Source organism: Alkalibacillus haloalkaliphilus (genome assembly GCF_007991275.1).
GTDB classification, from domain to species: domain Bacteria; phylum Bacillota; class Bacilli; order Bacillales; family Alkalibacillaceae; genus Alkalibacillus; species Alkalibacillus haloalkaliphilus.
Genome location: NZ_BJYA01000013.1, coordinates 24,824 through 46,129, shown reverse-complemented (window position 1 = coordinate 46,129; position 21,306 = coordinate 24,824). Strand labels below are relative to the sequence as shown.

At 36.5% G+C, this 21,306-nt stretch carries 29 protein-coding genes and 2 riboswitches; of the genes, 24 read left to right on the top strand and 5 right to left on the bottom strand.

The window, feature by feature from the left end; translation table 11 throughout:
* Positions 1-11: 11 nt before the first annotated feature.
* From AHA02nite_RS09660 to AHA02nite_RS15140, 5 genes are all read left to right on the top strand, one after another.
* Positions 12-437 carry a MarR family winged helix-turn-helix transcriptional regulator gene (locus tag AHA02nite_RS09660; protein ID WP_146816774.1) on the top strand — a complete coding sequence of 142 codons (426 nt, stop codon included), beginning with the start codon at positions 12-14 and terminating at the stop codon, positions 435-437.
* Entirely contained in the window at positions 425-757 is a 333-nt protein-coding gene (locus AHA02nite_RS09655) for a DUF3147 family protein (protein WP_146816772.1), read from the top strand. Before AHA02nite_RS09660 ends, AHA02nite_RS09655 begins: the two co-directional genes overlap by 13 nt.
* 27 nt (positions 758-784) lie before the next feature.
* Positions 785-1,414 (top strand): class I SAM-dependent methyltransferase, encoded by a 630-nt coding sequence (locus AHA02nite_RS09650; RefSeq protein ID WP_146816771.1) that lies wholly within the window; start codon positions 785-787, stop codon positions 1,412-1,414.
* A 234-nt stretch (positions 1,415-1,648) separates the two neighbouring features.
* Positions 1,649-2,293: a hypothetical protein gene (locus AHA02nite_RS09645; protein ID WP_146816769.1), complete on the top strand. Its 645-nt coding sequence runs from the start codon at positions 1,649-1,651 to the stop codon at positions 2,291-2,293.
* 44 nt (positions 2,294-2,337) lie between these two features.
* Positions 2,338-2,511, top strand: a complete 174-nt coding sequence (locus AHA02nite_RS15140; RefSeq protein ID WP_170236046.1) for a hypothetical protein — start codon at positions 2,338-2,340, stop codon at positions 2,509-2,511.
* A 27-nt stretch (positions 2,512-2,538) separates the two neighbouring features.
* On the opposite strand, the gene AHA02nite_RS09640 is transcribed toward AHA02nite_RS15140, so the two are convergent.
* Entirely contained in the window at positions 2,539-3,129 is a 591-nt protein-coding gene (locus AHA02nite_RS09640) for a TetR/AcrR family transcriptional regulator (protein WP_146816767.1), read from the bottom strand.
* A gap of 109 nt (positions 3,130-3,238) precedes the next feature.
* Here AHA02nite_RS09640 and AHA02nite_RS09635 point away from each other — a divergent pair, with 109 nt between their 5' ends.
* The 3 genes from AHA02nite_RS09635 (at position 3,239) to AHA02nite_RS09625 (ending at position 5,805) form a co-directional block, all read left to right on the top strand.
* Positions 3,239-3,676: a small multi-drug export protein gene (locus AHA02nite_RS09635; protein ID WP_146816765.1), complete on the top strand. Its 438-nt coding sequence runs from the start codon at positions 3,239-3,241 to the stop codon at positions 3,674-3,676.
* Between the two features lie 85 nt (positions 3,677-3,761).
* Positions 3,762-3,936: riboswitch (cobalamin riboswitch) on the top strand.
* Positions 3,937-4,046: 110 nt separating this feature from the next.
* Entirely contained in the window at positions 4,047-4,517 is a 471-nt protein-coding gene (locus AHA02nite_RS09630; RefSeq protein WP_146816763.1) for an acyl-CoA thioesterase, read from the top strand.
* A gap of 253 nt (positions 4,518-4,770) precedes the next feature.
* Positions 4,771-5,805 carry a zinc-binding dehydrogenase gene (locus tag AHA02nite_RS09625; protein ID WP_146816761.1) on the top strand — a complete coding sequence of 345 codons (1,035 nt, stop codon included), beginning with the start codon at positions 4,771-4,773 and terminating at the stop codon, positions 5,803-5,805.
* A gap of 62 nt (positions 5,806-5,867) precedes the next feature.
* Here the strand turns inward: AHA02nite_RS09625 and AHA02nite_RS09620 are convergent, their stop codons facing one another.
* The gene (locus tag AHA02nite_RS09620) at positions 5,868-6,416 is read right to left on the bottom strand and encodes a TetR/AcrR family transcriptional regulator (protein ID WP_146816759.1); all 549 of its coding nucleotides are present in this window, start codon (positions 6,414-6,416) and stop codon (positions 5,868-5,870) included.
* Between the two features lie 127 nt (positions 6,417-6,543).
* Between AHA02nite_RS09620 and AHA02nite_RS09615 the strand changes: the two genes are divergently transcribed.
* From AHA02nite_RS09615 to AHA02nite_RS09580, 8 genes are all read left to right on the top strand, one after another.
* The gene (locus AHA02nite_RS09615; RefSeq protein ID WP_146816757.1) at positions 6,544-7,338 is read left to right on the top strand and encodes an SDR family NAD(P)-dependent oxidoreductase; all 795 of its coding nucleotides are present in this window, start codon (positions 6,544-6,546) and stop codon (positions 7,336-7,338) included.
* Positions 7,339-7,616: 278 nt separating this feature from the next.
* Positions 7,617-8,321 carry an ATP-binding cassette domain-containing protein gene (locus AHA02nite_RS09610; RefSeq protein ID WP_146816950.1) on the top strand — a complete coding sequence of 235 codons (705 nt, stop codon included), beginning with the start codon at positions 7,617-7,619 and terminating at the stop codon, positions 8,319-8,321.
* A 4-nt stretch (positions 8,322-8,325) separates the two neighbouring features.
* Positions 8,326-9,420 carry an ABC transporter permease gene (locus AHA02nite_RS09605; protein ID WP_170236045.1) on the top strand — a complete coding sequence of 365 codons (1,095 nt, stop codon included), beginning with the start codon at positions 8,326-8,328 and terminating at the stop codon, positions 9,418-9,420.
* A 15-nt stretch (positions 9,421-9,435) separates the two neighbouring features.
* Positions 9,436-9,960 carry a tubby C-terminal domain-like protein gene (locus AHA02nite_RS09600; RefSeq protein WP_146816753.1) on the top strand — a complete coding sequence of 175 codons (525 nt, stop codon included), beginning with the start codon at positions 9,436-9,438 and terminating at the stop codon, positions 9,958-9,960.
* A gap of 71 nt (positions 9,961-10,031) precedes the next feature.
* The gene (locus tag AHA02nite_RS09595) at positions 10,032-10,475 is read left to right on the top strand and encodes an 8-oxo-dGTP diphosphatase (RefSeq protein ID WP_146816751.1); all 444 of its coding nucleotides are present in this window, start codon (positions 10,032-10,034) and stop codon (positions 10,473-10,475) included.
* A gap of 21 nt (positions 10,476-10,496) precedes the next feature.
* Positions 10,497-11,009 carry a hypothetical protein gene (locus tag AHA02nite_RS09590; RefSeq protein ID WP_146816749.1) on the top strand — a complete coding sequence of 171 codons (513 nt, stop codon included), beginning with the start codon at positions 10,497-10,499 and terminating at the stop codon, positions 11,007-11,009.
* Between the two features lie 37 nt (positions 11,010-11,046).
* Positions 11,047-11,943, top strand: coding sequence for a macrolide 2'-phosphotransferase (locus AHA02nite_RS09585; RefSeq protein WP_146816747.1), 897 nt, complete (start codon positions 11,047-11,049; stop codon positions 11,941-11,943).
* Between the two features lie 119 nt (positions 11,944-12,062).
* Positions 12,063-12,935: an AraC family transcriptional regulator gene (locus AHA02nite_RS09580; protein WP_146816745.1), complete on the top strand. Its 873-nt coding sequence runs from the start codon at positions 12,063-12,065 to the stop codon at positions 12,933-12,935.
* A 269-nt stretch (positions 12,936-13,204) separates the two neighbouring features.
* Here the strand turns inward: AHA02nite_RS09580 and sda are convergent, their stop codons facing one another.
* Entirely contained in the window at positions 13,205-13,351 is a 147-nt protein-coding gene (gene sda, locus AHA02nite_RS09575; protein ID WP_146816743.1) for a sporulation histidine kinase inhibitor Sda, read from the bottom strand.
* Between the two features lie 312 nt (positions 13,352-13,663).
* On the opposite strand from sda, the gene AHA02nite_RS09570 reads away from it, so the two are divergent.
* From AHA02nite_RS09570 to AHA02nite_RS09560, 3 genes are all read left to right on the top strand, one after another.
* Positions 13,664-15,121 (top strand): protein adenylyltransferase SelO, encoded by a 1,458-nt coding sequence (locus tag AHA02nite_RS09570; protein WP_146816741.1) that lies wholly within the window; start codon positions 13,664-13,666, stop codon positions 15,119-15,121.
* 71 nt (positions 15,122-15,192) lie between these two features.
* Entirely contained in the window at positions 15,193-16,104 is a 912-nt protein-coding gene (locus AHA02nite_RS09565; protein ID WP_146816739.1) for a phosphotransferase enzyme family protein, read from the top strand.
* A 25-nt stretch (positions 16,105-16,129) separates the two neighbouring features.
* Positions 16,130-16,594: a GNAT family N-acetyltransferase gene (locus tag AHA02nite_RS09560; RefSeq protein ID WP_146816737.1), complete on the top strand. Its 465-nt coding sequence runs from the start codon at positions 16,130-16,132 to the stop codon at positions 16,592-16,594.
* A 27-nt stretch (positions 16,595-16,621) separates the two neighbouring features.
* On the opposite strand, the gene AHA02nite_RS09555 is transcribed toward AHA02nite_RS09560, so the two are convergent.
* Entirely contained in the window at positions 16,622-17,056 is a 435-nt protein-coding gene (locus AHA02nite_RS09555; RefSeq protein WP_146816735.1) for a DUF4181 domain-containing protein, read from the bottom strand.
* A gap of 11 nt (positions 17,057-17,067) precedes the next feature.
* Positions 17,068-17,508, bottom strand: coding sequence for an NUDIX hydrolase (locus AHA02nite_RS09550; protein ID WP_146816733.1), 441 nt, complete (start codon positions 17,506-17,508; stop codon positions 17,068-17,070).
* 115 nt (positions 17,509-17,623) lie between these two features.
* A riboswitch (TPP riboswitch) is annotated at positions 17,624-17,726 on the top strand.
* A 141-nt stretch (positions 17,727-17,867) separates the two neighbouring features.
* Here AHA02nite_RS09550 and tenA point away from each other — a divergent pair.
* Genes tenA through thiS form a run of 5 tightly spaced genes read left to right on the top strand, consistent with a single transcriptional unit; the run spans position 17,868 to position 21,297 of the window.
* Positions 17,868-18,551 (top strand): thiaminase II, encoded by a 684-nt coding sequence (gene tenA / locus AHA02nite_RS09545; protein WP_146816731.1) that lies wholly within the window; start codon positions 17,868-17,870, stop codon positions 18,549-18,551.
* 53 nt (positions 18,552-18,604) lie between these two features.
* Positions 18,605-19,375 carry a thiazole synthase gene (locus AHA02nite_RS09540; RefSeq protein WP_146816730.1) on the top strand — a complete coding sequence of 257 codons (771 nt, stop codon included), beginning with the start codon at positions 18,605-18,607 and terminating at the stop codon, positions 19,373-19,375.
* Between the two features lie 16 nt (positions 19,376-19,391).
* Positions 19,392-20,495, top strand: coding sequence for a 2-iminoacetate synthase ThiH (thiH, locus tag AHA02nite_RS09535; RefSeq protein ID WP_146816728.1), 1,104 nt, complete (start codon positions 19,392-19,394; stop codon positions 20,493-20,495).
* Positions 20,496-21,110 (top strand): thiamine phosphate synthase, encoded by a 615-nt coding sequence (locus AHA02nite_RS09530; protein ID WP_146816726.1) that lies wholly within the window; start codon positions 20,496-20,498, stop codon positions 21,108-21,110.
* Positions 21,094-21,297, top strand: coding sequence for a sulfur carrier protein ThiS (thiS, locus tag AHA02nite_RS09525; protein WP_146816724.1), 204 nt, complete (start codon positions 21,094-21,096; stop codon positions 21,295-21,297). The genes AHA02nite_RS09530 and thiS overlap by 17 nt, the downstream gene beginning before the upstream one ends.
* Positions 21,298-21,306: the final 9 nt, after the last annotated feature.

Below are 21,306 nucleotides of genomic sequence, written 5' to 3'. Positions count from 1 at the left end.
GGAGGTAAAGTATGGAAAATGATAATCTTGCAAAAGAAATAAATAAAAATTGGACCGACATTTATTATTTGCTGCACTACAAACATCAAGAGAATTTGTCACACCAAGTTATTAGGTTACTGCAACATATTAAAAAGATAGGTAATTGCTCAGTTAGTGAATTGGCAGAGTTACTAGATGTTACTCATAATACTGCTTCTGAACATATAAAAAGGTTAACTAGTAAGGGATTAGTGGTTAAAAAACGGAGTTCAAACGATGAACGAAGAGTTGTTATTTCATTAACTGATAATGGGGAGTTAGAACTTCATAAACATACACACTTAGATGAGTCAAAGTTGAATAAAGTTTTAGACAATCTATCTGTTGAGGAAAAAAATCAGGTTGAACAAGCTTTTTCTTTGCTTAGAAAGGAAGTAATAAAGTGTTTTTCTTAACAAAAGTTATGGTTTCAGCCATAATTATTGGAGCCGTAACCGAAGTGGCAAGGTACTTTCCTAAGTATGGTGGAATTATAGCAGCATTACCATTAGTGAGCTTGTTAAGTTTGTTTTGGTTAAGTGTACAAGGGGAAAAAATCACAAATTTAAGTAACTTTGCGCTTGGAGTATTATGGGGATTTCCTGCAACAGCAGTACTATTACTAGTAGTTGCTTTGTCTTTAAAGTACTCAATGTCTTTAAGTATTTCTATTGGTTTGGGATTAGTGTCTTGGCTTGTAGTGTTATACATTCAAGATATTTTGTTTGGATCATGACAAAATTGAAAATGAAGGAGAGCTTAGATGTTAAACAAACAAGGTTTTGATTTATGGGCAATTGATTATGACAAAACAGTTCAAATTAGTGAAGAGAATAATGCTTATCCATTTGCCGGTTATAAGGAAATATTAAATACGATATATAATGAAGTGATGAGTCAAAAAGAAGCTAAAGTGCTAGATATCGGCTTAGGTACGGGTGTTTTAGCAAGTGAACTGTACGATCACGGCCATCAAATTAATGGCATCGACTTTTCTTCTAAAATGATTGAGATTGCTAAGGGAAAAATGCCAGATGCTAATTTAGTAGAGTGGGATATAACAAATGGATTACCTTCTGAAGTTATTGGGAACAAATATGATTTTATTATCAGCTCCTATACATTACATCATTTAGCAGATCAAGATAAAGTTTTGTTTATTAAGCAACTAGCGTCAATTTTAAATAAAAATGGTAAAGTATTAATTGGTGATATCTCATTTGAAACACGTGCGGACCTTGATGCATGTTATGAGGACAATAAAGTTTATTGGGATGAAGATGAATACTACTTTGTATATGAAGAATTGGCTTCATCTTTAGGAGATGATTACAACGTTGATTATGAGCAAATTTCACATTGTGGTGGTGTGTTCACCATTATGAAAAAATAATTATTAAAGGTGGCCTTGGCAAATGCCAAGGCCTGTTGTTATTAATCCATACAACTGACCTCCCATTAACTTGAGGATATCAACTTACTCTATAAAGTTCCCCACAATTTGTGCACCGTTATGTGAGGTGTAATTTTATTCATATAAAAAAGTGATATCTTGGCTAACACTTTTATATGCTATACTATAATTACCAAAATTATCAAAGTGGCCATTGGATCGAAGGAGTTTAATATGAATCTATTAATAGAATACCAGTGGGAAATCTTTATTTCATTAGAAGTCTTATCAGTTGTGGCTTTGTTGTTATTTGGCGTTCTCCGTTATTACCTTGGACATAAACAAAAAAGCTTAGTCTTTATATTGTTATTTATTGTTTTGTTAGTCATAGAGGCAGTCTTGGGCGTTATCATTTATCAAGAAACGGGTGAGTTCTCAACGTTTCAACTCGTTGTTTTGCTTTTTGTCATTTACGCGTTAACTTTTGGTATTAATGACTTCCGCAAATTAGATCGTTGGATGCGCAAGAAGTTTGGAGCTTGGCGTGGAGTAGAACTGTTAACGGATGAAGATTACGCTATTATGAATCGTCAAAAAGACCCTAAACATGTTGCGAAAGTAAATCGTATAAGTGCCATGATTCATTTGCTTATTTTTGTAACTGTTCAAAGTTACTTCTGGTCTCTTGGGACAGAAAATTTTGCAGAAATTAGAAGCTACATAACAGACTTATCTTGGTTTGAATCAGGGAATTTTGAAGATTCACCATACCCAAATGAAACGCTATATAGTATTGGCATGTTATGGACTGTCATTTTTGTCATTGATTTTATTTATTCTTGGTCGTATACCATATTTCCAAGTTCGAAGTCTAAATAACTTAAGATCTATTTCGTGCCTGCAGATGATTAGGGGGTAGAACTGTGGATGGTCAATATTATGTTGGTTGGGGTACTCTTGCATTAATTAATGCGGGGTTGGCTCAAGGAAAAAATCGTTCAGGTCTTAATTGGTTTTTCGCATCAATCTTTTTAGGTCCAATCGCAACTTTTATTCTTCTAACTTTGGAGAAATTACCAGCAGATGATTATAATTAAAACTCGACTGTACTTTTACAGCCGAGTTTAATTTTTGACTCCTCTCCAAAAAACACTCCAAATATCATTTAAATATTGCTCTAACTCCGACCCTCTAAGTGAATAGTAACGAACATCTACATCTAAGTTATTAAAAATAAACAAGTAATTTCTTAAAACAATGCGACTAGATAGCGTTGCATCGATCTCTCGGTTGGCTTGACCTTCCTCAACGATCTTGATCAATGCTGACTCGAGTTTTTCTTCACTTCTCTTTATTAATGGTTTAATTTGAGCCTCAACTTCGTTAGGTGTAAATAATACAAATCGGTAAAAGAATTCTCCTAAAAATTCGGTTTGGTATTCATTAGTATAAGCATGATGTAATACATTATAAAGTGTATCTTTGGAAGTTTGACCCTTTGTCTGATCGATTGTAGTTAGAACAAAGTCGACATACTCACCAGTCACTTGCTTAACTGCGCTATAAAAAATGGCGTCTTTATTTTTGAAGTGCGCATATAAAGACGGCTTCTTGATGTCGACTTGCTCGGCAATTTTTGTCATAGATGTTGCTTCATAGCCGTAATCAGAAAAAAGTTGTATGCTCTCTTTAATTATTTGTTCTTTTTTACTCATGTTTGTCACCCTTTTCTTATATTAATAGGTGTGCTAAAATTATTATACAGACAACCTACCGTTCGTTAGGTTTGTTTCAATCTTAACATGATAAGGAGGAAAGATAAAGATGCTAGAGTATATTTGGTTAAGTTTGACGGCCTGGTTTATGGGATTCTTTCCTCTGTTTGAAATATATCTCGCAATTCCAGGGGCAATGGCGATGGGATTAGATGTAGTGTCGGCGATCATCTGGTCGAGTTTTGGTAACTTTATAGCCATCCCTTTTATTGTAGTCTTTTACGATCAATTATCAAAGATTAAAAGGTTAAATAAATACTTTATTAAACTATCACAATCTAAATTTAGTGACCGTGTAAGTCGAAATGGCTTTACGTTTATATTAATTGCTACACCGATTGTGGGAGCTTGGGCTGTAGCAGTTATTGGAAAGTTTGTAGGAATGGAAAAAGGCAAGCTTCTAATATCATCAGCAATTAGTATTGGAATATATGGTGTAATCTTAGGTGTATTAACCGAGTTAGGGATTAGTACTTTTTTTAACTAGTTCAACCTAACGACCGTTAGTTTTGTCCAGTTGACAACTAAGCTGCTATAAGAGATATTAATGGTGAGAACAAGTTTCTCTTTTAAAATTGAATGAGCCTTATGGTGCTTTAAAAGCTGAAAAGGGAAGGTTGGTGCAAGTCCAACGCGGTCCCGCCACTGTAATGAGGAGACATGTAGATAATCCACTGTTCAATGAATGGGAAGGGCTATATGTTGATGAATCTGAGCCAGGAGACCTGCCATAAGGAAGAACATGAATTCCTACGGGAGATAGGAGGGTGTTACGTCATGAAAGACAACCATTATGGTAGGGTTCCATGATGACGGTTGATCCTTACTCAAATTATATTAATTTAGGAGGTTAACTGTTGGAACCCATACCTGTAAGTTATTCGAAGATGAAACAAACAAAGCTCGTATTGCCACCAGATACGAATCATTTAGACACAATTTTCGGTGGGAAAGTATTAGCATTTATCGATGAAATAGCAGCTTTAACGGCCATGAAACATTCAAATGCCGCTGTTGTGACGGCATCGATTGATTCGGTGGACTTTTTATCATCTGCCAAAGTGGGTGATGCGTTAACGTTAGAAGCGTTCGTCACAAGAACTGGGCGTACTTCGATGGAAGTGTATGTGAAAGTTTACGCTGATGATTTATTGAGAAGACATAAAGAATTAACGACAGAGTCATTTCTAACCATGGTTGCTGTTGATCAAGATGGTAATCCTACTCAAGTGCCTGAAATTATTCCTGAGACCGAAGAAGAGAAAAGATTATATGATACCGCACTTGCTCGGAAAGAACATCGAAAAAATCGGTCATCATTAAGATGAAAGAGACCCAGCTACTTAGGTTAGCTGGGTTATTTAATTTCCTTACTGATATGTTGTTTGGTTTTGTTAAATTTCATCAAAAAATTTCTCCAAAAGTATGTGTTAACTGGTGAAGTTTATCCTCCTTTAGTTTGAACTGACCTATACGAAAAAGGGAATAGGTATAAGGTTTAATATGGTGTAACATATAAACTGATTGGTCAGAATTTTTAAAATATTAGGTTTTGATATTAAAAGAGGGGGGATGAGCTAAGTGAAAGCATTAGTTATGGAGGATGTGAAGCGTGCAGTAGTAAAAGATGTTCCTGATCCTCAGATTGACAGTAAAGGAATTGTAGTTAAGAACATGGCAAACGGTGTTTGTCGAAGTGACTGGCATATGTGGGTAGGGGATATTGACTTTGTACAACCAATTATTGGGCATGAATTTGCTGGAGTTGTTGAGGAAGTTGGAAGTGAAGTTAAAAATTTTAAAAAAGGTGATCGCGTCATAGTCCCATTTTCAGGAAGTGATGGTACATGTCCTTACTGTTTGAAGGGTGATACACACTTATGTGACTCATTTTTAGTCCCGGGTGTTGCTTATGAAGGTGGCTATGGTGAGTATGTTGGTGTTCCTAATGGAGATCGAAATGTCGTTCATATTCCTGAATCTGTTAGTTTCAAGGACGCAGCTGCAATGGGCTGTCGTTTTATGACAAGTTACCACGGTGTAATCGACCAAGCTCAAGTCTTGCCTGGGGAGAGGGTTGTCGTATATGGTTGCGGCGGTGTTGGGCTTTCTGCAATACACATTGCGAATTCGATGGGTGCTGAAGTAATCGGTGTAGATATTAATGATAATAACTTAAATCTTGCCAAACAAATGGGTGCACACCACATAATCAATAGTATAAATAATGACCCAGTAGAAGCTGTACAAGAAATCACTAGAGGTGGGGCAGATGTTTCTATTGATGCATTAGGAATTGCTCAAACTTGCTTAAATGGTATTAATAGTTTGAAGAAAGGTGGCCGCCATTTACAAATTGGTGTAACAACTCAAAAAGAAGCTGGTTATATTAGTCTACCAATTGATGATATGGTAATGGCTGAGAAGTCGTTTATCACCACGCTAGGGATGCCTGGACACCGTTTCGAACCAATGTTGAACATGGTTGGCCAAGGAAACCTTAATCCGGGTCAAATGGTAACTGATGAAATTTCATTATCAGAAGTAGAGCGTGTATTCAATGATATGAGTGATTATAAAACTAATGGGACAATTGTGGTTACAAAGTTTGATTGATCTTTCCGGTATATGGACAAGGGCCTTTTTATGATAAATGGCCCTTGTTTTATTTCTCGAACTTAGTTTGTAAGCTCCTTAATTAAGATGTGATTCATCTCCTCAATTGGTGTTTGGAAATCCTCGTTATACCACGCTAGAACTAAACCTAAAACAGCATTAGCGTAAAAAGCAACTTTAAATTCTATTTGATTCTCTTCAACGTTCAGCGAGTTCATCGAATCTTGAATAAGTGTTTTAATTTTATTGAAAAACATTTCATAATAAGCAAACTTAGAATGGTTGCTAAAAATAAAACTATAAAAGTTTTTGTTTTCATATACATGTTTAAATAAATTAATCATTTTAGGTTCGAGTTGGTCATCGTTATCTATTCGTTCTTGAGATGTTTTTACGATGGACTCTTCAAGTTCTTCAAGCAACTGATTAACAAATTCTTCAAAAAAGTGAGGAACGTTATTATAGTGAAGGTAGAACGTTCTTCTAGTGGTCCCTGTTTGTTTACAGAGTGCTGTAACGGTAATATCTTCTAATGATTTATGGCTCAGTAATTCCAATAATGCAACTTTTAAATTTTGTTTAGTTTTTATGACTCTTAAATCTTCGTTCATGGAAGTCTCTCCTTAACTAACGTTTAAAATGACATGTTTATTATACAAGTGTATAATAAAATTAGAAAGTAATCACAATATATATTTTACCATTTAGCGTTAAATAATTTTTTAGGGAGAGGATTGGATGAAAGCTAGAGACAAAGTGATTGTTGTAACAGGTGGAGGTAATGGAATAGGGCGTGAAATAGTTTTAAATTTACTTGAAAAGGGAGCTTCTGTTGCTGCTGTCGATGTAAATGAAGAGGGCTTAAAAGAGACAGTTAAGCTAGCAGGAGACCAACAAGATCGTGTATCAATACATGTTGTAGATATCACGGACCGGGATGCAGTAGGAGCATTACCGGGTGAAGTAATTAATCACCATGGACAAGTTGATGGGATCATTAATAACGCTGGAATCATTCAGCCATTTATTAATGTAAATGATTTAGACTATGAGAAAATAGACCTCGTAATGGATGTCAACTTTAATGGGACCTTGTATATGACGAAATCATTTTTACCTTATTTCTTAGAAAGGCCAGAAGCGCACATTACGAACGTATCAAGTATGGGCGGTTTTCTACCGGTGCCAGGGCAGACGATTTATGGTGCATCAAAAGCTGCCGTGAAGTTGTTAACTGAGGGGTTACATTCAGAGTTAAAAGACACTAATGTTAATGTAACGGTTGTCTTCCCAGGGGGAGTCGGAACTAATATTATGAAGAACTCTGGTGCAGAAGGAACGAGAGAATCAAAAAATGATGAAGGTAAAGCGCATAAGTTGTTATCACCTAAAGAAGCAGCAGAGATCATAATAGACGGAATGGAAAAAGACGAGTACCGTGTGTTAGCTGGTAAAGATTCAAAAATGATGGATCGATTGTACCGTTTAGTCCCCAAAAGAGCAGCTAAAATGATTGCGGATCGATTAGGTTAAAGGTTAAAAGCTGGTATGATTTGATAATCATATCAGCTTTTTTAATAGATTAGACTTAACATAAAGTGCCCGGAAATATATCCAAACATGATGATTAAAGTTGCGAATGTCACAATCATACTAAATTTGAAAAATGGCTCTTTTAAATAACTCTTCATAAGCTCACCTCCAGGTAAAATTTATTTAAATACAACTTACCATATTTCGGAAATCCAGTGGAAAAAATGTGGAAAATTGTGTTAAAATTATATGAAGAGCTCGCTGAAAGTGGTGGTTATATGCTATTAACAGTAGATATACAAGAGGCCAAGTATAATCAGAACCAAGTAGTATTAAGTGACATTCAATTTTCCATTCCTGCTGGTAGTTTAGTAGGTTTAATCGGCCCTAACGGAGCGGGGAAAAGTTCCATTATTAAGTCAATTATTGGGGTTATGCCTGTTTTTGAGGGGGAAGTCGATTATAAGGAATACTCATACATACCAGAGAGGCCTATTTTTTATGAAGGTTTAACATTGTGGGAACATATTGAGTTTTTATATTCGACTTTATCAGTTGATGAAGAAGTTTTCTTTTCTGATGCAGAAACCTTATTAGAGAAGTTAAAGTTGTTGAACGTTGTGCATGATTTACCTGATTCCTTTTCTAAAGGAATGCAGCAAAAAGCGATGATGGTGTTAGCTTTTTTAAGAAAGCCAAGTTTGTATATTATTGATGAACCGTTTATGGGATTGGATCCGCAAGCTATCAACCTATTTCTTCAATTAATTAATCAAGAAAAAGAACGAGGCGCAGGGGTTTTATTATGTACTCATGCATTAGATACAGCTGAGAAGATCTGTGATCAGTTTGTTTTGTTATCGAACGGTAAAATACTGGTTCAGGGTGAATTACGAGCTGTTCAAAAAGAAAGTCGACTCGTCGGCGGGTCGTTATTTGATTGCTTTAATATTTTAACTGAACGTGACGTTTATGGTGGCTAATCAATTGTTTAGGAAAAGGTTGAAGCAAGACGTTGAAAGACAGTTGAAAGTTGTTCGGACTGTTATCGATTGGACGACTATAGTCTACCTCATTTTACCTTTGGTAGCGGTTTTAATGTTAGATATTTGGATCAGCCCTGGCCAATACTGGAGTAAAGATATTCCTTTTTATGTTGTAAGTTTATTGATAATGCTTTTTTGTTCTAGCGGTAGCATTAGAACTTATCTGTATGAAGCGGATGTATTGTTTTTGTTACAGCGACCTGATCTTATAAAGCGTTTGCGTTTATATAGTTTTGGGTTGTCAGTCGTGAAATCGGCTATGAATATCTTAATGGTCATTCTTTTGTTTTTGCCAGTGCTACTCGTTATTTATGAACTGAAAGTGATGGACTTTATATTTTTAATGCTGCTTTTAATTGGATATAAAACTACAATATTGTTCATTAGAAAAAGGTTTAACCATTTAGTAGTTAGTGTGCTCATGTCTTTGGTTGTTTTAAGTTTAGTTGGGATGATTTTAACTTTTATTTCTCCGGTAGTATATGTGGGAATTGGGCTAGTTCTTACTTTCATTACAGGTTACTTATTTATGAAGATGGACTATAAACGTCGCTTACTTAAAGATATAGAAATGGAAAATCACTTAAGAAATAGATTGATCAACATGATCTTTCACATGTCGAATGATGTTGAAGTTGATATGAGAACTAAACCGATGAAGAGGGTTAGGTTAAGGTCTAGGAGACTATTTAAGAAGAGGACAGAAGAAAATGTTTTACTAGAAATCTTAATTAAATCTGTTATAAGACACCATAAGTATATCGGGGCTTATCTACAAATTATGCTAGTTACATTGTTTGTCATTATAATCGTTCCATCTTATTGGTTTGTCGCTATTATTTATATTAGTTTTATAGCTTTTATCCACTCTTGGTTTAACAGTGTATATGACCAACTAGTTTCTAGTGATTTTTTCACTGTGGTACCGTATTCGAATTCCAAGACAATTTTTGCGAAGAAGCGGTTTAAAAGATGGATGACGCTTCCGTCAATTATACTTGTAACCTTAGTATTAACGGTTAAAATTTGGTTGTAATTGGAGTGCAGTATTTTGAATCAACAATATTATTACTATGAAATGCAGTTTAATCTAGGCTCTAGAAGAGATGTCCCCGTGTATGATCAGGAGAATAACATTATATATTTTTTGCAACGATATAATAAAAATTGGGTTGATGCTATATTGTCAGCTCGTAACCCAAGAGGTGCTGTTAGTGTAAAACTGAAAGGTTCTCAAGGTCAGGTGCTTGTAACTGCGACAGAACCATGGTCTTTTAAAAAGAAATTCTATGTAAACTCTATTTATCAAGAAGGTGAGATGATCGCTACAGTTGTGAACAATTTAAATGTAACGAATAAACAGCTAGAGTTCTCCTTAAACGGGAATAACTATTTGATTTCAAAAGAAGCATTTAATAATAGAACACTAATATACGAAGATGAGAAGATCATTGGCGAAATGACGTATGACCAAGTCCTTCCACCGAGAAGTAATTATATAAAAGTTGTGGCTGGAGGGATTGAGTTGTCGGTTCTATTTTGTTTACTTCATACCTTTGAATTAGGCGTGAAATAATCAGCTAAGTTTGTCATTTGTGATACGATCAAATTAGATTTTAAAATTAGTAGAGAAGTGGTGAAGGATTTATGGGAAAAAGTGAAAGTGTTGTACTGACCAATATGTGCATGGTTTATGATGGTGATTACATATTAGTTCAAAACCGTATTAATAAAAATTGGCCAGGCTTGACGTTTCCAGGTGGACACATCGAACGAGGAGAGTCATTTGCTGATTCGGTCATTCGTGAAGTTTTTGAGGAAACTGGTTTGACGGTCATATCACCAGTTCTTTGTGGTGTAAAACAGTTTAAGCCAAAGGATGCTGATCGTTATATTGTTTTCTTCTATAAAACTGATCTATATGAAGGTGAGTTAACTTCTTCTGATGAAGGGGAAGTCTTTTGGATTAAAAAGGACGAGCTGAAAAATTATGAGTTGGCCAGTGATTTTGAGAGTATGGTAGAAGTGTTTGATTCTGAACAGTTAAGCGAGTTTTTCTATAATGAAAATTTTGAGATGGAGTTATTATAAGGTTATTTTGGAGGGGTTAAAATGGAGATTACGTTCGACCGTCCATTTATAGCAACGCAAAAGTTCTTAAATATTAAACAAGGTAATGTTTCAATAGGTAAGATGAGACGTTGGGTTCGTCCACCTAAAGAAAGGCCTTCAACCAATCCTCAATATGACGTTAACATTGAAGTGGTAGGATCCACTGATTATCAGATTACACAACAGTCATTCTCTGTCCGCGAAGGTTACTATTGGGAGTTTCGTCAGGACAATCAAATAATATCATCCATTACTAGTTCAAAAGGGTTGAAAGAAAAGCATCGAGTCGACTATCATTTTAACGAATCTATTCTAACAATCGAAGCCGATTGGGGTGTGAAGCCAGAAGGAAAGATCTTGATTAACAATCGTGAAGTGGGAAGGACACGCGGGGTAGGTTTTTTAACTAACCGCCATTTCTCAGTCGAAATAGATTCTAGAAATCATCAATTTGACCCGAATTTAGTAGCGGGTATCGCCTATACTTTTTGGTGTTCGAATAATCGTGGTTAAAATGTAATGATAATAATATATAGTTAGGTGATAGACAATGAAACAAAACAAAGAAGAAATAATAAGAATCGCAAATAAGTACGGCTTACGTCTAAAAGAAGAATCCATTTCGTTTAATCAATCTGGGTTAGATTTTTTAGTTGTAATGGCGGAGGACCATCATGGTGACAAGTGGATTCTTCGTATTCCTAGACGAGAAGATGTTACTTCGGGCATTCAAAAAGAAAAAGCAATTCTTGAAGTCGTTAAGCCAAATGTTAACTTCCAAGTTCCGAACTGGGAAGTTGAGAATAATGAACTGATTGCTTATAAGGCTTTAACAGGCTTACCGGCAGCAACTGTCAATCAAGAGAAACAACAATATGATTGGGTAATGGACCCAGAGCATATAAGTGAGACGTTTACAAACTCATTAGCAAAAGTCATGACATCGTTACATCAAATTCCTTTAAGCAAAGTTGAAGAACAAGGCCTTGAAGTGAAGACGATAGAGCAAGTTCGTTCTGAAATGGAAACACGTATGCAACATGCCAAAGCTGAATTTGGGGTGGCCGATCACCTTTGGAAGCGTTGGCAAACGTGGCTTCATAATGATTCACTTTGGCCTGATTATACAAGTTTTACTCATGGTGATCTTCATGCAGGACATACTTTGATTGGTGAGAAGGAAAATGTCACAGGTCTAATTGATTGGACGGAAGCTAAAGTAGCAGATATCTCAAATGATTTCGCAGGTTATTTAAAAACGCATGGGAGTCAAGAACTTGGTAAGTTGATAAACGCTTATGAACGTTCAGGTGGACGTGTGTGGCCTAAGATGAAAGAACATGTCATTGAATTAACAGCTACTTACCCAGTGGATATTGCTGAGTTTGCTCTTAAATCTAATATTGATGAATATAAACAAATGGCTAAGGAGTCATTGAACTCATAAATAAGGAGAGCAGAATACTGGCTCTCCTTATTTTAGGACCTTTAACGACAATAAATGACCAAAGATTGTCGGGTTTACTATTTCAACTCCTGTTATCGTATTAGTTGAGGAGGGATTGTGTGGATTTTATAAATAGAATGAATGAAGGTATTAAGTATGTCGACAGTCATCTCAAAGAGGATATTAACTTTTCAGAGTTGGAGCGTATTACACTTTGTTCAGAGTATCATTTTAAGAAAATGTTTTCTTCTCTATCAGGCATTCCGTTATCTGAATATGTTCGACGTCGACGATTAAGTTTGGCGGCATTTGAATTAACTAATACTGAATTACGTGTTATAGATATTGCCTTAAAGTATGGATATAACTCATCGGATTCGTTTGCTAGAGCTTTCCAGAAGCTTCATGGAATTACGCCATCAGAAGCTAAGGAAGATGGGAGTTCACTAAAATCTTACCCACCAATGACTCTTCAATTATCAATAGTAGGAGGAAATGAGATGGAATACAAAATTGTTGAGAAAGAAGCGTTTAGTATTGTTGGCTTAAAAAAGAGAGTTCCAATTATTTTTGAAGGAGTTAATCCAGAGATTGCTTCTATGTGGGAAAGCTTAGACGATGAAATGATAAAGAAACTTAAAGACCTGTCTAACATTGAACCTAGAGGTTTAATTAGTGCTTCTGCTAATTTTTCTGAAGGGAGAATGGAAGAGAAGGGTGAACTTGATCATTACGTAGGGGTTGCAACTACAGAGGGTTCAACAGGTTCATTATCAGAATTAGCTGTCCCAAAATCAAGTTGGGCTGTGTTTAATGTTGAAGGTCCTTTTCCAGAAACCCTTCAGGATGTTTGGGGAAGAATATATTCAGAGTGGTTTCCATCATCAAGTTATGAACAGGTAGAAGGACCAGAGATCTTATGGAATGAAGAAATGGATTTATCTTCGCCAAATTTTAAGAGCGAGATATGGATCCCAGTAAAAAAATCATAGCATAAATAAAGTGGGAATCGTTCATACAAGAGAACGATTCCCACTTTATTTTAAGGGAAAAAAGGGGAATACAGCTGAATTTATATTTATTAAGTACCCGTTTATTTCATCGTTCAAACTTTTTTTTACAATAATTGAGCAAGTTCAGACTTTAAAGTGAAGCATTGGGATTCAATAAAATAGTGATTGAACGGGGAGTCTTGGAAAAACCAAGCTCCTTTTATTTTGGAGAAAAAAAGACTTGGCTCCGCTGCCAAGTCTTCTTGCGGTTAGTGCTGATTCGGATTTATGTCTTCGAGGTTAAAGCCCCTGAAAGTAATTTCTTTTTCTAGTAAGTTAATAAAATCTTTAGATAAGTTGATCTCAACCGCTTCATGATAAGCGTTAATTAATGTTGAATCATCTAAGTTAGCCAATGGTTTCTCCCCCTAGCTCTTTACTACTACAAAACATATACCCATATATGTAATGTTTAAACCTAATTTGTATGAATTTTTTTCCACAAACTCTAGTATACACAATGTATATAAAAATTCTAGGGGTTTGTCCAATCTTTTTATATTTTTTTATAATTGTTAACACATTGTAAAGAAAAAAGTTCAAAAATCGACATTAGTTAGTCAAAATGTTCTCTATAACGTCCTTGTACATAATCGACCTCCTCGAGTAGACAATAAAAGTGACAGTGTGTTTATATGGGAAGTAATAAAAGAAAAAGTAGGGATAAGATGACGAATTTAGGATGGAAGTTAGAGAATAGCTACACTGAGCTACCAAATATATTTTACAGCCAAGACGAACCAACCCCAGTGGATTCACCTCAATTAGTGTTTCTAAATGGAGGTTTAGCGAAATCTTTAGGGCTTGACCCTCAAGCTTTGCAGTCAGAAGAGGGTGTTGCAATCTTTTCTGGAAACAAAATACCAGAAGGTTCCAAGCCAATCGCACAAGCATATGCAGGACACCAATTTGGACATTTTACCATGTTAGGTGATGGACGTGCCCATTTGTTAGGTGAACAAGTAACCCCTGACGGTAAGCGATATGATATTCAATTAAAAGGGGCTGGACCAACACCGTATTCAAGAAGAGGTGATGGGAGAGCGGCTTTAGGGCCGATGTTAAGAGAGTATATTATGAGTGAAGCGTTGCATGCACTAGGGATTGCCTCAAACCGCAGTCTTGCAGTCGTTGTAACAGGCGAACCAGTTCAACGTGAAACTATATATCCTGGTGCAATTTTAACACGTGTATCAGAAAGTCACCTTCGTGTCGGAACGTTCCAGTATGCCCGTCAGTGGGGAACAGAAGAGGATCTAAAGGAGTTAGCTGACTATGCGTTGGAGCGACACTTCACAGGTTATGAAGATGTTGAAAATCGTTATTTATATTTGTTAGAAGAAGTGGTGAAAAGACAAGCAAAAGTCATAAGCGATTGGCAACTAGTCGGTTTTATCCACGGTGTCATGAATACCGATAATATGACGATTAGTGGTGAGACGATTGATTATGGGCCGTGTGCTTTTATGAATGCTTATGACCTTGAGACAGTATTTAGTTCAATTGATGAACAGGGTCGTTATAAATATGGTAACCAGCCAAGGATTGCGATGTGGAACTTAGCGAGGTTAGCAGAGAGTTTACTTCCTATTATGAGTGATGATCCTGAATCAATGGTCGAAGTTGCTGAGAAGACAGTTTATCAATTTATAGAACTTTATAAAGAGCATTGGATGGAAGGCATGCGTTCGAAGTTAGGTCTGTTCAACGTTGAAGAAGAGGATGAGACGTTAATCGATGAATTGTTAACGTTAATGAAAGATCATGAGGCTGATTTTACGAACACGTTTCGCTCATTAACACTAGGGGAGCTTGAAGGAATGGATCTATTCGAGTCAGAAGGGTTTACGAACTGGTATGAAAAATGGCAAGAGCGTTTAGGTCGACAAGATGAATCAGAAGAGCAGTCTAAGAAATTGATGAAGCAATCTAATCCATCAATCATCCCACGAAATCACCGGGTTGAAGAAGCACTAGAAGCTGCAGAAAATGACGGTGATCTAACGGTGATGGAAAACCTTCTACGAGTGCTCTCTAAACCTTATGCTTACACACCAGACCAAGAAGAATATACAAAGTTGCCACCAGAATCTGATGATGATTATAGAACATTTTGCGGGACATAACGTAGTAAAGCTCGGGAGAATCCCGGGCTTTTATCATTTTATGGTAAAATGAATTAGATGGTGATAGTTTTATGAAAATGGAAGAATGGAATTACTTAAAATGTGTGTACAATTGGAATGAACGATCAAGTTATGGCTTAATGCATAAGGGCGAAAATGAAACATACCTTATTAACACTTCTGACCAAAAGTTTGTTTTAAGAAAATATAGACGAGATCAATGTTCATGGAAGCAAATCCAATCAGAAATAACTTGGATGCAAGAGTTGAAAAAATATTTAAATGTTCCTAAAGTCATTACGAATAAAAACAGTGAGATGATTACTTCTGTCTCACAAACTTTTTATGTTTTATTTGAACATATTCCTGGAGATTTTATTGCCAGTCCGACTGAGTCAGATTATCAAAGGTTAGGGGGGTTAATGGCTCAATTACATAAAACTTCAGATGAAATTGTAAAGTCAAAAGAATTAGGTTGGACTGGATTCGACAGGCCTATATATAATTCTGACTTACTCAATCATCAACCACTCAAACGGTTGTTAAACTTTGGACTACTGTCAGCTGAAAATAAGGATCGTTGTGAAGTAATTGCTAGAGTATTAGAAGAGGATTTTAAAAAGTGTAGTCGTGACGAAAGCCTTATCCATGCTGATTTACATTTTGGTAACATTATTGCTTCTTCAAAGCATTGGTATTGTCTCGATTTTGATGAGTGTGGATTTGGGCATAGAAGTATTGATTTAGGTGTTATCAGACTGCACTTAATGGCTGAAAAACAACATGAACAATTTTGGCCAGCTTTTATAGAAGGTTATGGTGATCACTTTGATGAGCAAGTCATTCGAATAGGAACTGCTTTAAGAATATTTTATATGGCCGGCAAAATTCCAGTTCGTCAAGATATTGAGCCACTTCGAAATCAACCAAATGAGAGAATAGGAAGATATTTAAGTTATATTGAATCAGAACTTCGTATGTAATTAGGAAGGTGAGTGGAGGAAAGTCATGATGATCAACTTAGAGCATTACTCAGAGGAACATTTACAAGCTTTAAATGAGATTAATCTACCCGAAGATCAAGCCAAATTTACAACGCTTCCACACCAATTAACGGAGGTTAGTGAAGGACAGCATCGAGTCGTGATCGTCGCAAAGGACCGTCCAATTGGCTTCTTTTTGTTAAATAACACAGAACGGGTGAAAACTTTTACAGATAACCCAAACGCCTTACTCTTATCATCGTTATCTATAGATGAGAAAGAACAAGAGAAAGGGTATGCTAAACAAGCGATGTTATTAATAAAGGATTTTGTACATAACGAATTCCCTAATTGTAACGAAATTGTACTAGCAGTGAACCATCAAAACATAGCCGCACAAAAGTTATACTTCAATGTCGGCTATTATGATACTGGGAGAAGAGTTGATGGCCCGGTTGGCGAACAGTGGGTAATGAGTCTAGCACTTTAAAAAGGTTAGGATTTTTCCTCCTAACCTTTATGTATTTATATATAGTTCAAGTAGTCCAAATAAATCAAAGTATATAACGATTACGACTAGCATTGTTAGGGCAAAACTTTCACCCAGACTTACAAATGCACGGCGTGGTGTCGAAGAATCTTTCCACTCATAAAATGCATTAACTAAATGCTCTGCAACTACCCAAGATAACATGAAAGCAAAGGCTATGTAATTCGATAGATTAGGTTGACTAGTAACATAAAAAAAGATGATTAAAGATAAAAAACCACCACCAAACCTAACAATCAAATTAATCTTTAAATGCTGGTCATTTATTTTATATGGTTTAAGAAACCCCGTCTTTACTTTATCTACATTAAATGCTTTTCTTAATAAAATGTTTGTTCCTTGTAAAATGATGATGAAGCTTAACCCAATGGCAAAAATGATAAGCCAGGTCATAACGCTCATAATGTTCCTCCTTATATACGCTCTTGAAGTTTTAATTGCAGGACAGCATAGCACACCTCTGGATCGGTTATTTTTGAACCTTTAATTTGTCGTATACATCGCTCAACAGGCATGGTTATGACTTCAATCGTCTCGTGTGATTCAAGTTGTTGAGCAACTCGACCTAAAATTTTTTTAGAATAAAAGACATGTGTCATTTCATTTTCGATCCATGGAGCAGCGTGCATCATACCTAAGTAATCAAGCTCTCCACATTGGTATCCCGTTTCTTCGAGTAACTCTCTTCTAGCTGCATTTTCTAATTGTTCACCTTGTTCAACACCGCCACCTGGTAATTGAATGATATATGAGTCAATTGGTTTTCGGTATTGATTAATTAAAATAAATTCATCGTCTTGACGGAGAAGGACGACGACGGATTGGTCCGCGTCGTGGTTATTAGTGTGGTTCACTTTAATAAGCTCCTTTATCGAAAGTTCTAAATTAATAGTATCATAGTGTTAAAAAATGGTTAACATAATGTCAGAAATTTGTTAATATGAATTTAACAAGCAAATATTTATAAAGTAACAAAGCTAGGGGTGCCATTTTCTATGGCTGAGAGGAGTAATTCCGACCCTTTGAACCTGATCTGGTTTATACCAGCGTAGGGAAGTGTAGTTGCTCGGATTTTTGGATTATAATTCTTATCCATATTTCTCCAAGTCAACCACTTTCTTATGTCTGGTATAAGAAAGTGGTTTTTTATTTGGAAAATGATGCACTCGAAGTTTTCCAAATTTAAATAAAAAATGATCTTGGAGGGATTGGTATGAAATTTTCAGAGTTACTAAGAAAGGAAACGAATCACATTTGGGAGGCGAACTTTAATCACCCGTTTATTAAAGGGATTGGAGAAGGGACGTTACCGATTGAATGTTTCCGTTATTATGTCATGCAAGATGCTTATTACTTATCGCACTTTGCTAGAATTCAATCACTAGGTGGGACGAAAGCAGATGATTTTTACACAACGAGTCGTATGGCAGCACATGCTCAAGGGACTTATGAAGCGGAGTCAGAACTTCATCGTAATTTTTCAGAAAGACTAAATATTACTGAAGAAGAACAAGCGAACTTCAAGCCAGCACCTACAGCATATGCATACACATCACACTTGTATCACGCATCTTATCAAGGTCATTTAGGTGATGTGATCGCAGCAATTTTACCTTGCTATTGGATTTATCAAGAAATTGGCGAGAAACTTAAAAACTATCAACCGGATGAGCCGATTTATCAAGAGTGGATTAACGCTTACGGTGGCGAGTGGTTTAAAGAGTTAGTCGAAGAACAAATTAATCGTCTAGATGACATTGCTGAACAAGTGACAGAAGCGGATCGAGAACGTATGAAAGAACACTTCACGATTAGTTGCCATTACGAATTAGCATTTTGGGAAATGGCGTACAACTTAGAAAAATGGCCAGCAGAAGCTGAAAAACTAAAATCTTAGGATTCTAGTAGCCCTAGCTTAATAAGATGTATTAACGAATGGAGGAATGTATGATGCAAGATTCATTAGTCATTGCAGGTAAAGAATTAAATAGTCGGTTGTTTGTTGGGACAGGGAAGTTTGCTGATCATAGCAAAATGAAAGAGGCATTACAACAATCGCGTTCAGAGGTCGTTACAGTAGCGGTACGTCGAGTTGATTTAAGCGGGTCAGATCAATATATCCTAAACGATATTCCTGACTATATGACGTTAATGCCAAACACTTCAGGTGCTCGCTCAGCTGAAGAAGCGATTCGAATTGCTCATTTAGCTAAAGCAGCTGGAATGGGTAATTGGATTAAAATCGAAGTCATCTCAGACAGTAAATATTTGCTTCCTGATAATGAAGAGACGATTAAAGCAACAGAAGCATTAGTTGAAGAAGGCTTTGTCGTGCTTCCGTATATGAGTCCTGACTTAATGGCAGCTAAACGACTAGAAGAAGCTGGGGCTGCTACAGTTATGCCATTAGGTTCACCAATTGGATCAAATCGTGGCATTCGAATGAAAGAAATGATTCAAATTATGATCGATGAGATTAACGTGCCAATTGTTGTAGATGCTGGAATTGGTCGTCCTTCTGAAGCAGCAGAAGCAATGGAAATGGGGGCTGATGCTGTATTAGTTAATACAGCGATTGCAACAGCAAAAGACCCAGTCGAGATGGCGAGAGCTTTTGACTTAGCTGTTCAAGCAGGTCGCTCGGCATATATTTCTGGATTAGGAGCATCATTAACGAAAGCGAATGCTTCTTCTCCGCTTACAGGATTTCTACACTCATAAAAAAGGATGATTTAACGTGAGTTTTTATAACGTATTAGAGAAGGTCAATCAACTTCCTTTAGAAGACATGATGGAAAATGTCACCCACCAAGATGTTGAAAGAGCGCTACAAAAAGATCGAATTAATGAAGAGGATTACTTTGCTTTGTTGTCACCGAAAGCTGAACCTTATTTAGAAGAAATGGCTCAAAAAGCACATCAATTAACGGTTCAACATTTTGGTAACACGATGCAAATTTTCTTGCCACTTTATGTTTCAGATTACTGTGTTAATACGTGTAAGTATTGTAGCTTCAGTGTCGACAATGATTTCCCACGTCGAATTTTAACGATGACAGAGCTTGAAGAAGAGGCGAAAGTCATTGCAGATATGGGTGTTGAACATATTATCATCCTCTCTGGTGAGTCGATGATGCATTCGTCTGTGAAATATCTTAAACAGTGCATGAAAGTGCTGAAGAAATACTTTTCATCAGTCGGGTTAGAAATTCAGCCAATGGATACAGAACAGTACGTAGAGATTGTGGAGAGTGGTGTAGATAATTTAACGGTTTATCAAGAAGTTTATGATGAGGAAATATACCGTGAGTTACACACAAAAGGACCGAAACGCTTCTTTAAGTATCGCTTGGACACACCTGAGCGCGGTTGTGAAGCGGGTATGCGAGCTGTTTCAATTGCAGCACTGTTAGGGTTAAATGATTGGCGTCGTGAAAGCTATATTACTGGGTTACATGCGCAATATTTACAGCAGAAGTATTTAGACGTTGAAGTTGGAGTAGCCTTTCCTAGAATTCAACCGAATGCGGGTAGCTTCCAACCTAGAGTAGAAGTAACCGATCAAAACTTAGTTCAAGCCATGTTAGCCTACCGTATTTTTCAACCGCATTCTGGCATTACGGTTTCGACAAGGGAGAGTCCAAAGTTCCGTGAGCAAATTTTACCGCTCGGTCCGACGAAAATGTCAGCAGCATCATCAACTGTCGTCGGTGGTTACAGTGAACCTGATAACACACAAAGTCAGTTTGAAATCTCTGATGAACGCTCAGTTGATGAAGTGAAACGAATGTTGTTAACGTATGGTTATCAACCGATTATGAAAGATTGGCAGTTGATTTAAATGACTGAAGGGATCCATTTAATTTCAAATGGTAAACAGTCTTTAGAGCAATTTGTAAGTGTCGCAAAAGCAGTGTCACCTTACGTCAACTACATTCATATTAGAGAAAAACATCGAACAGATGATGAACTAATTAAGTGGATTGATGAGTTAGTGAAAAACGGCATTTCGAAAGATCAACTCGTCATCAACGAACGCGTCGCGCTGGCAGTTCAAACGGGGGTTAAAGGTGTTCAATTAACGGATCATAGTGAAGGTGTCTCTTCTGTCCGAACAAAATACCCTAATCTATTAATTGGTCGATCAGTCCATTCCATTGAAGAAGCTCAACATGCGGCTAATGGTGGGGTAGACTATGTCATTTTTGGACATATTTTTGAGACGAATTCTAAGCCAGGTTTAGCCCCGCGAGGTTTAAAACAATTAGAACAGTTGACTGAGTCTATTAGTACCCCTGTCATTGCAATTGGTGGTATAACACCTGAACGAGTGGAAAGTGTGATGACTCATGGTGCTAGGGGTGTTGCTGTCATGTCAGGTTTAATAGATTCAGAGAAACCAATAGAAGAAGCAAAGCATTATCTAGGAGGTGTTCGTCATGGTTATTCATGTTAATGGGGAGCAGCGTGAATTATCGAATGATATTCAGACGGTATCTGACTTGCTTAATCATTTTGAACTAGGTGATAAAAAAATTATCGTTGAACTTAACGCCAATATCGTTGATTCAAGTCAACACGAAGAAATAACAGTACAAGATGGTGATCGAGTGGAGCTCGTTCACTTCGTTGGCGGTGGTTGATCAAAGGAG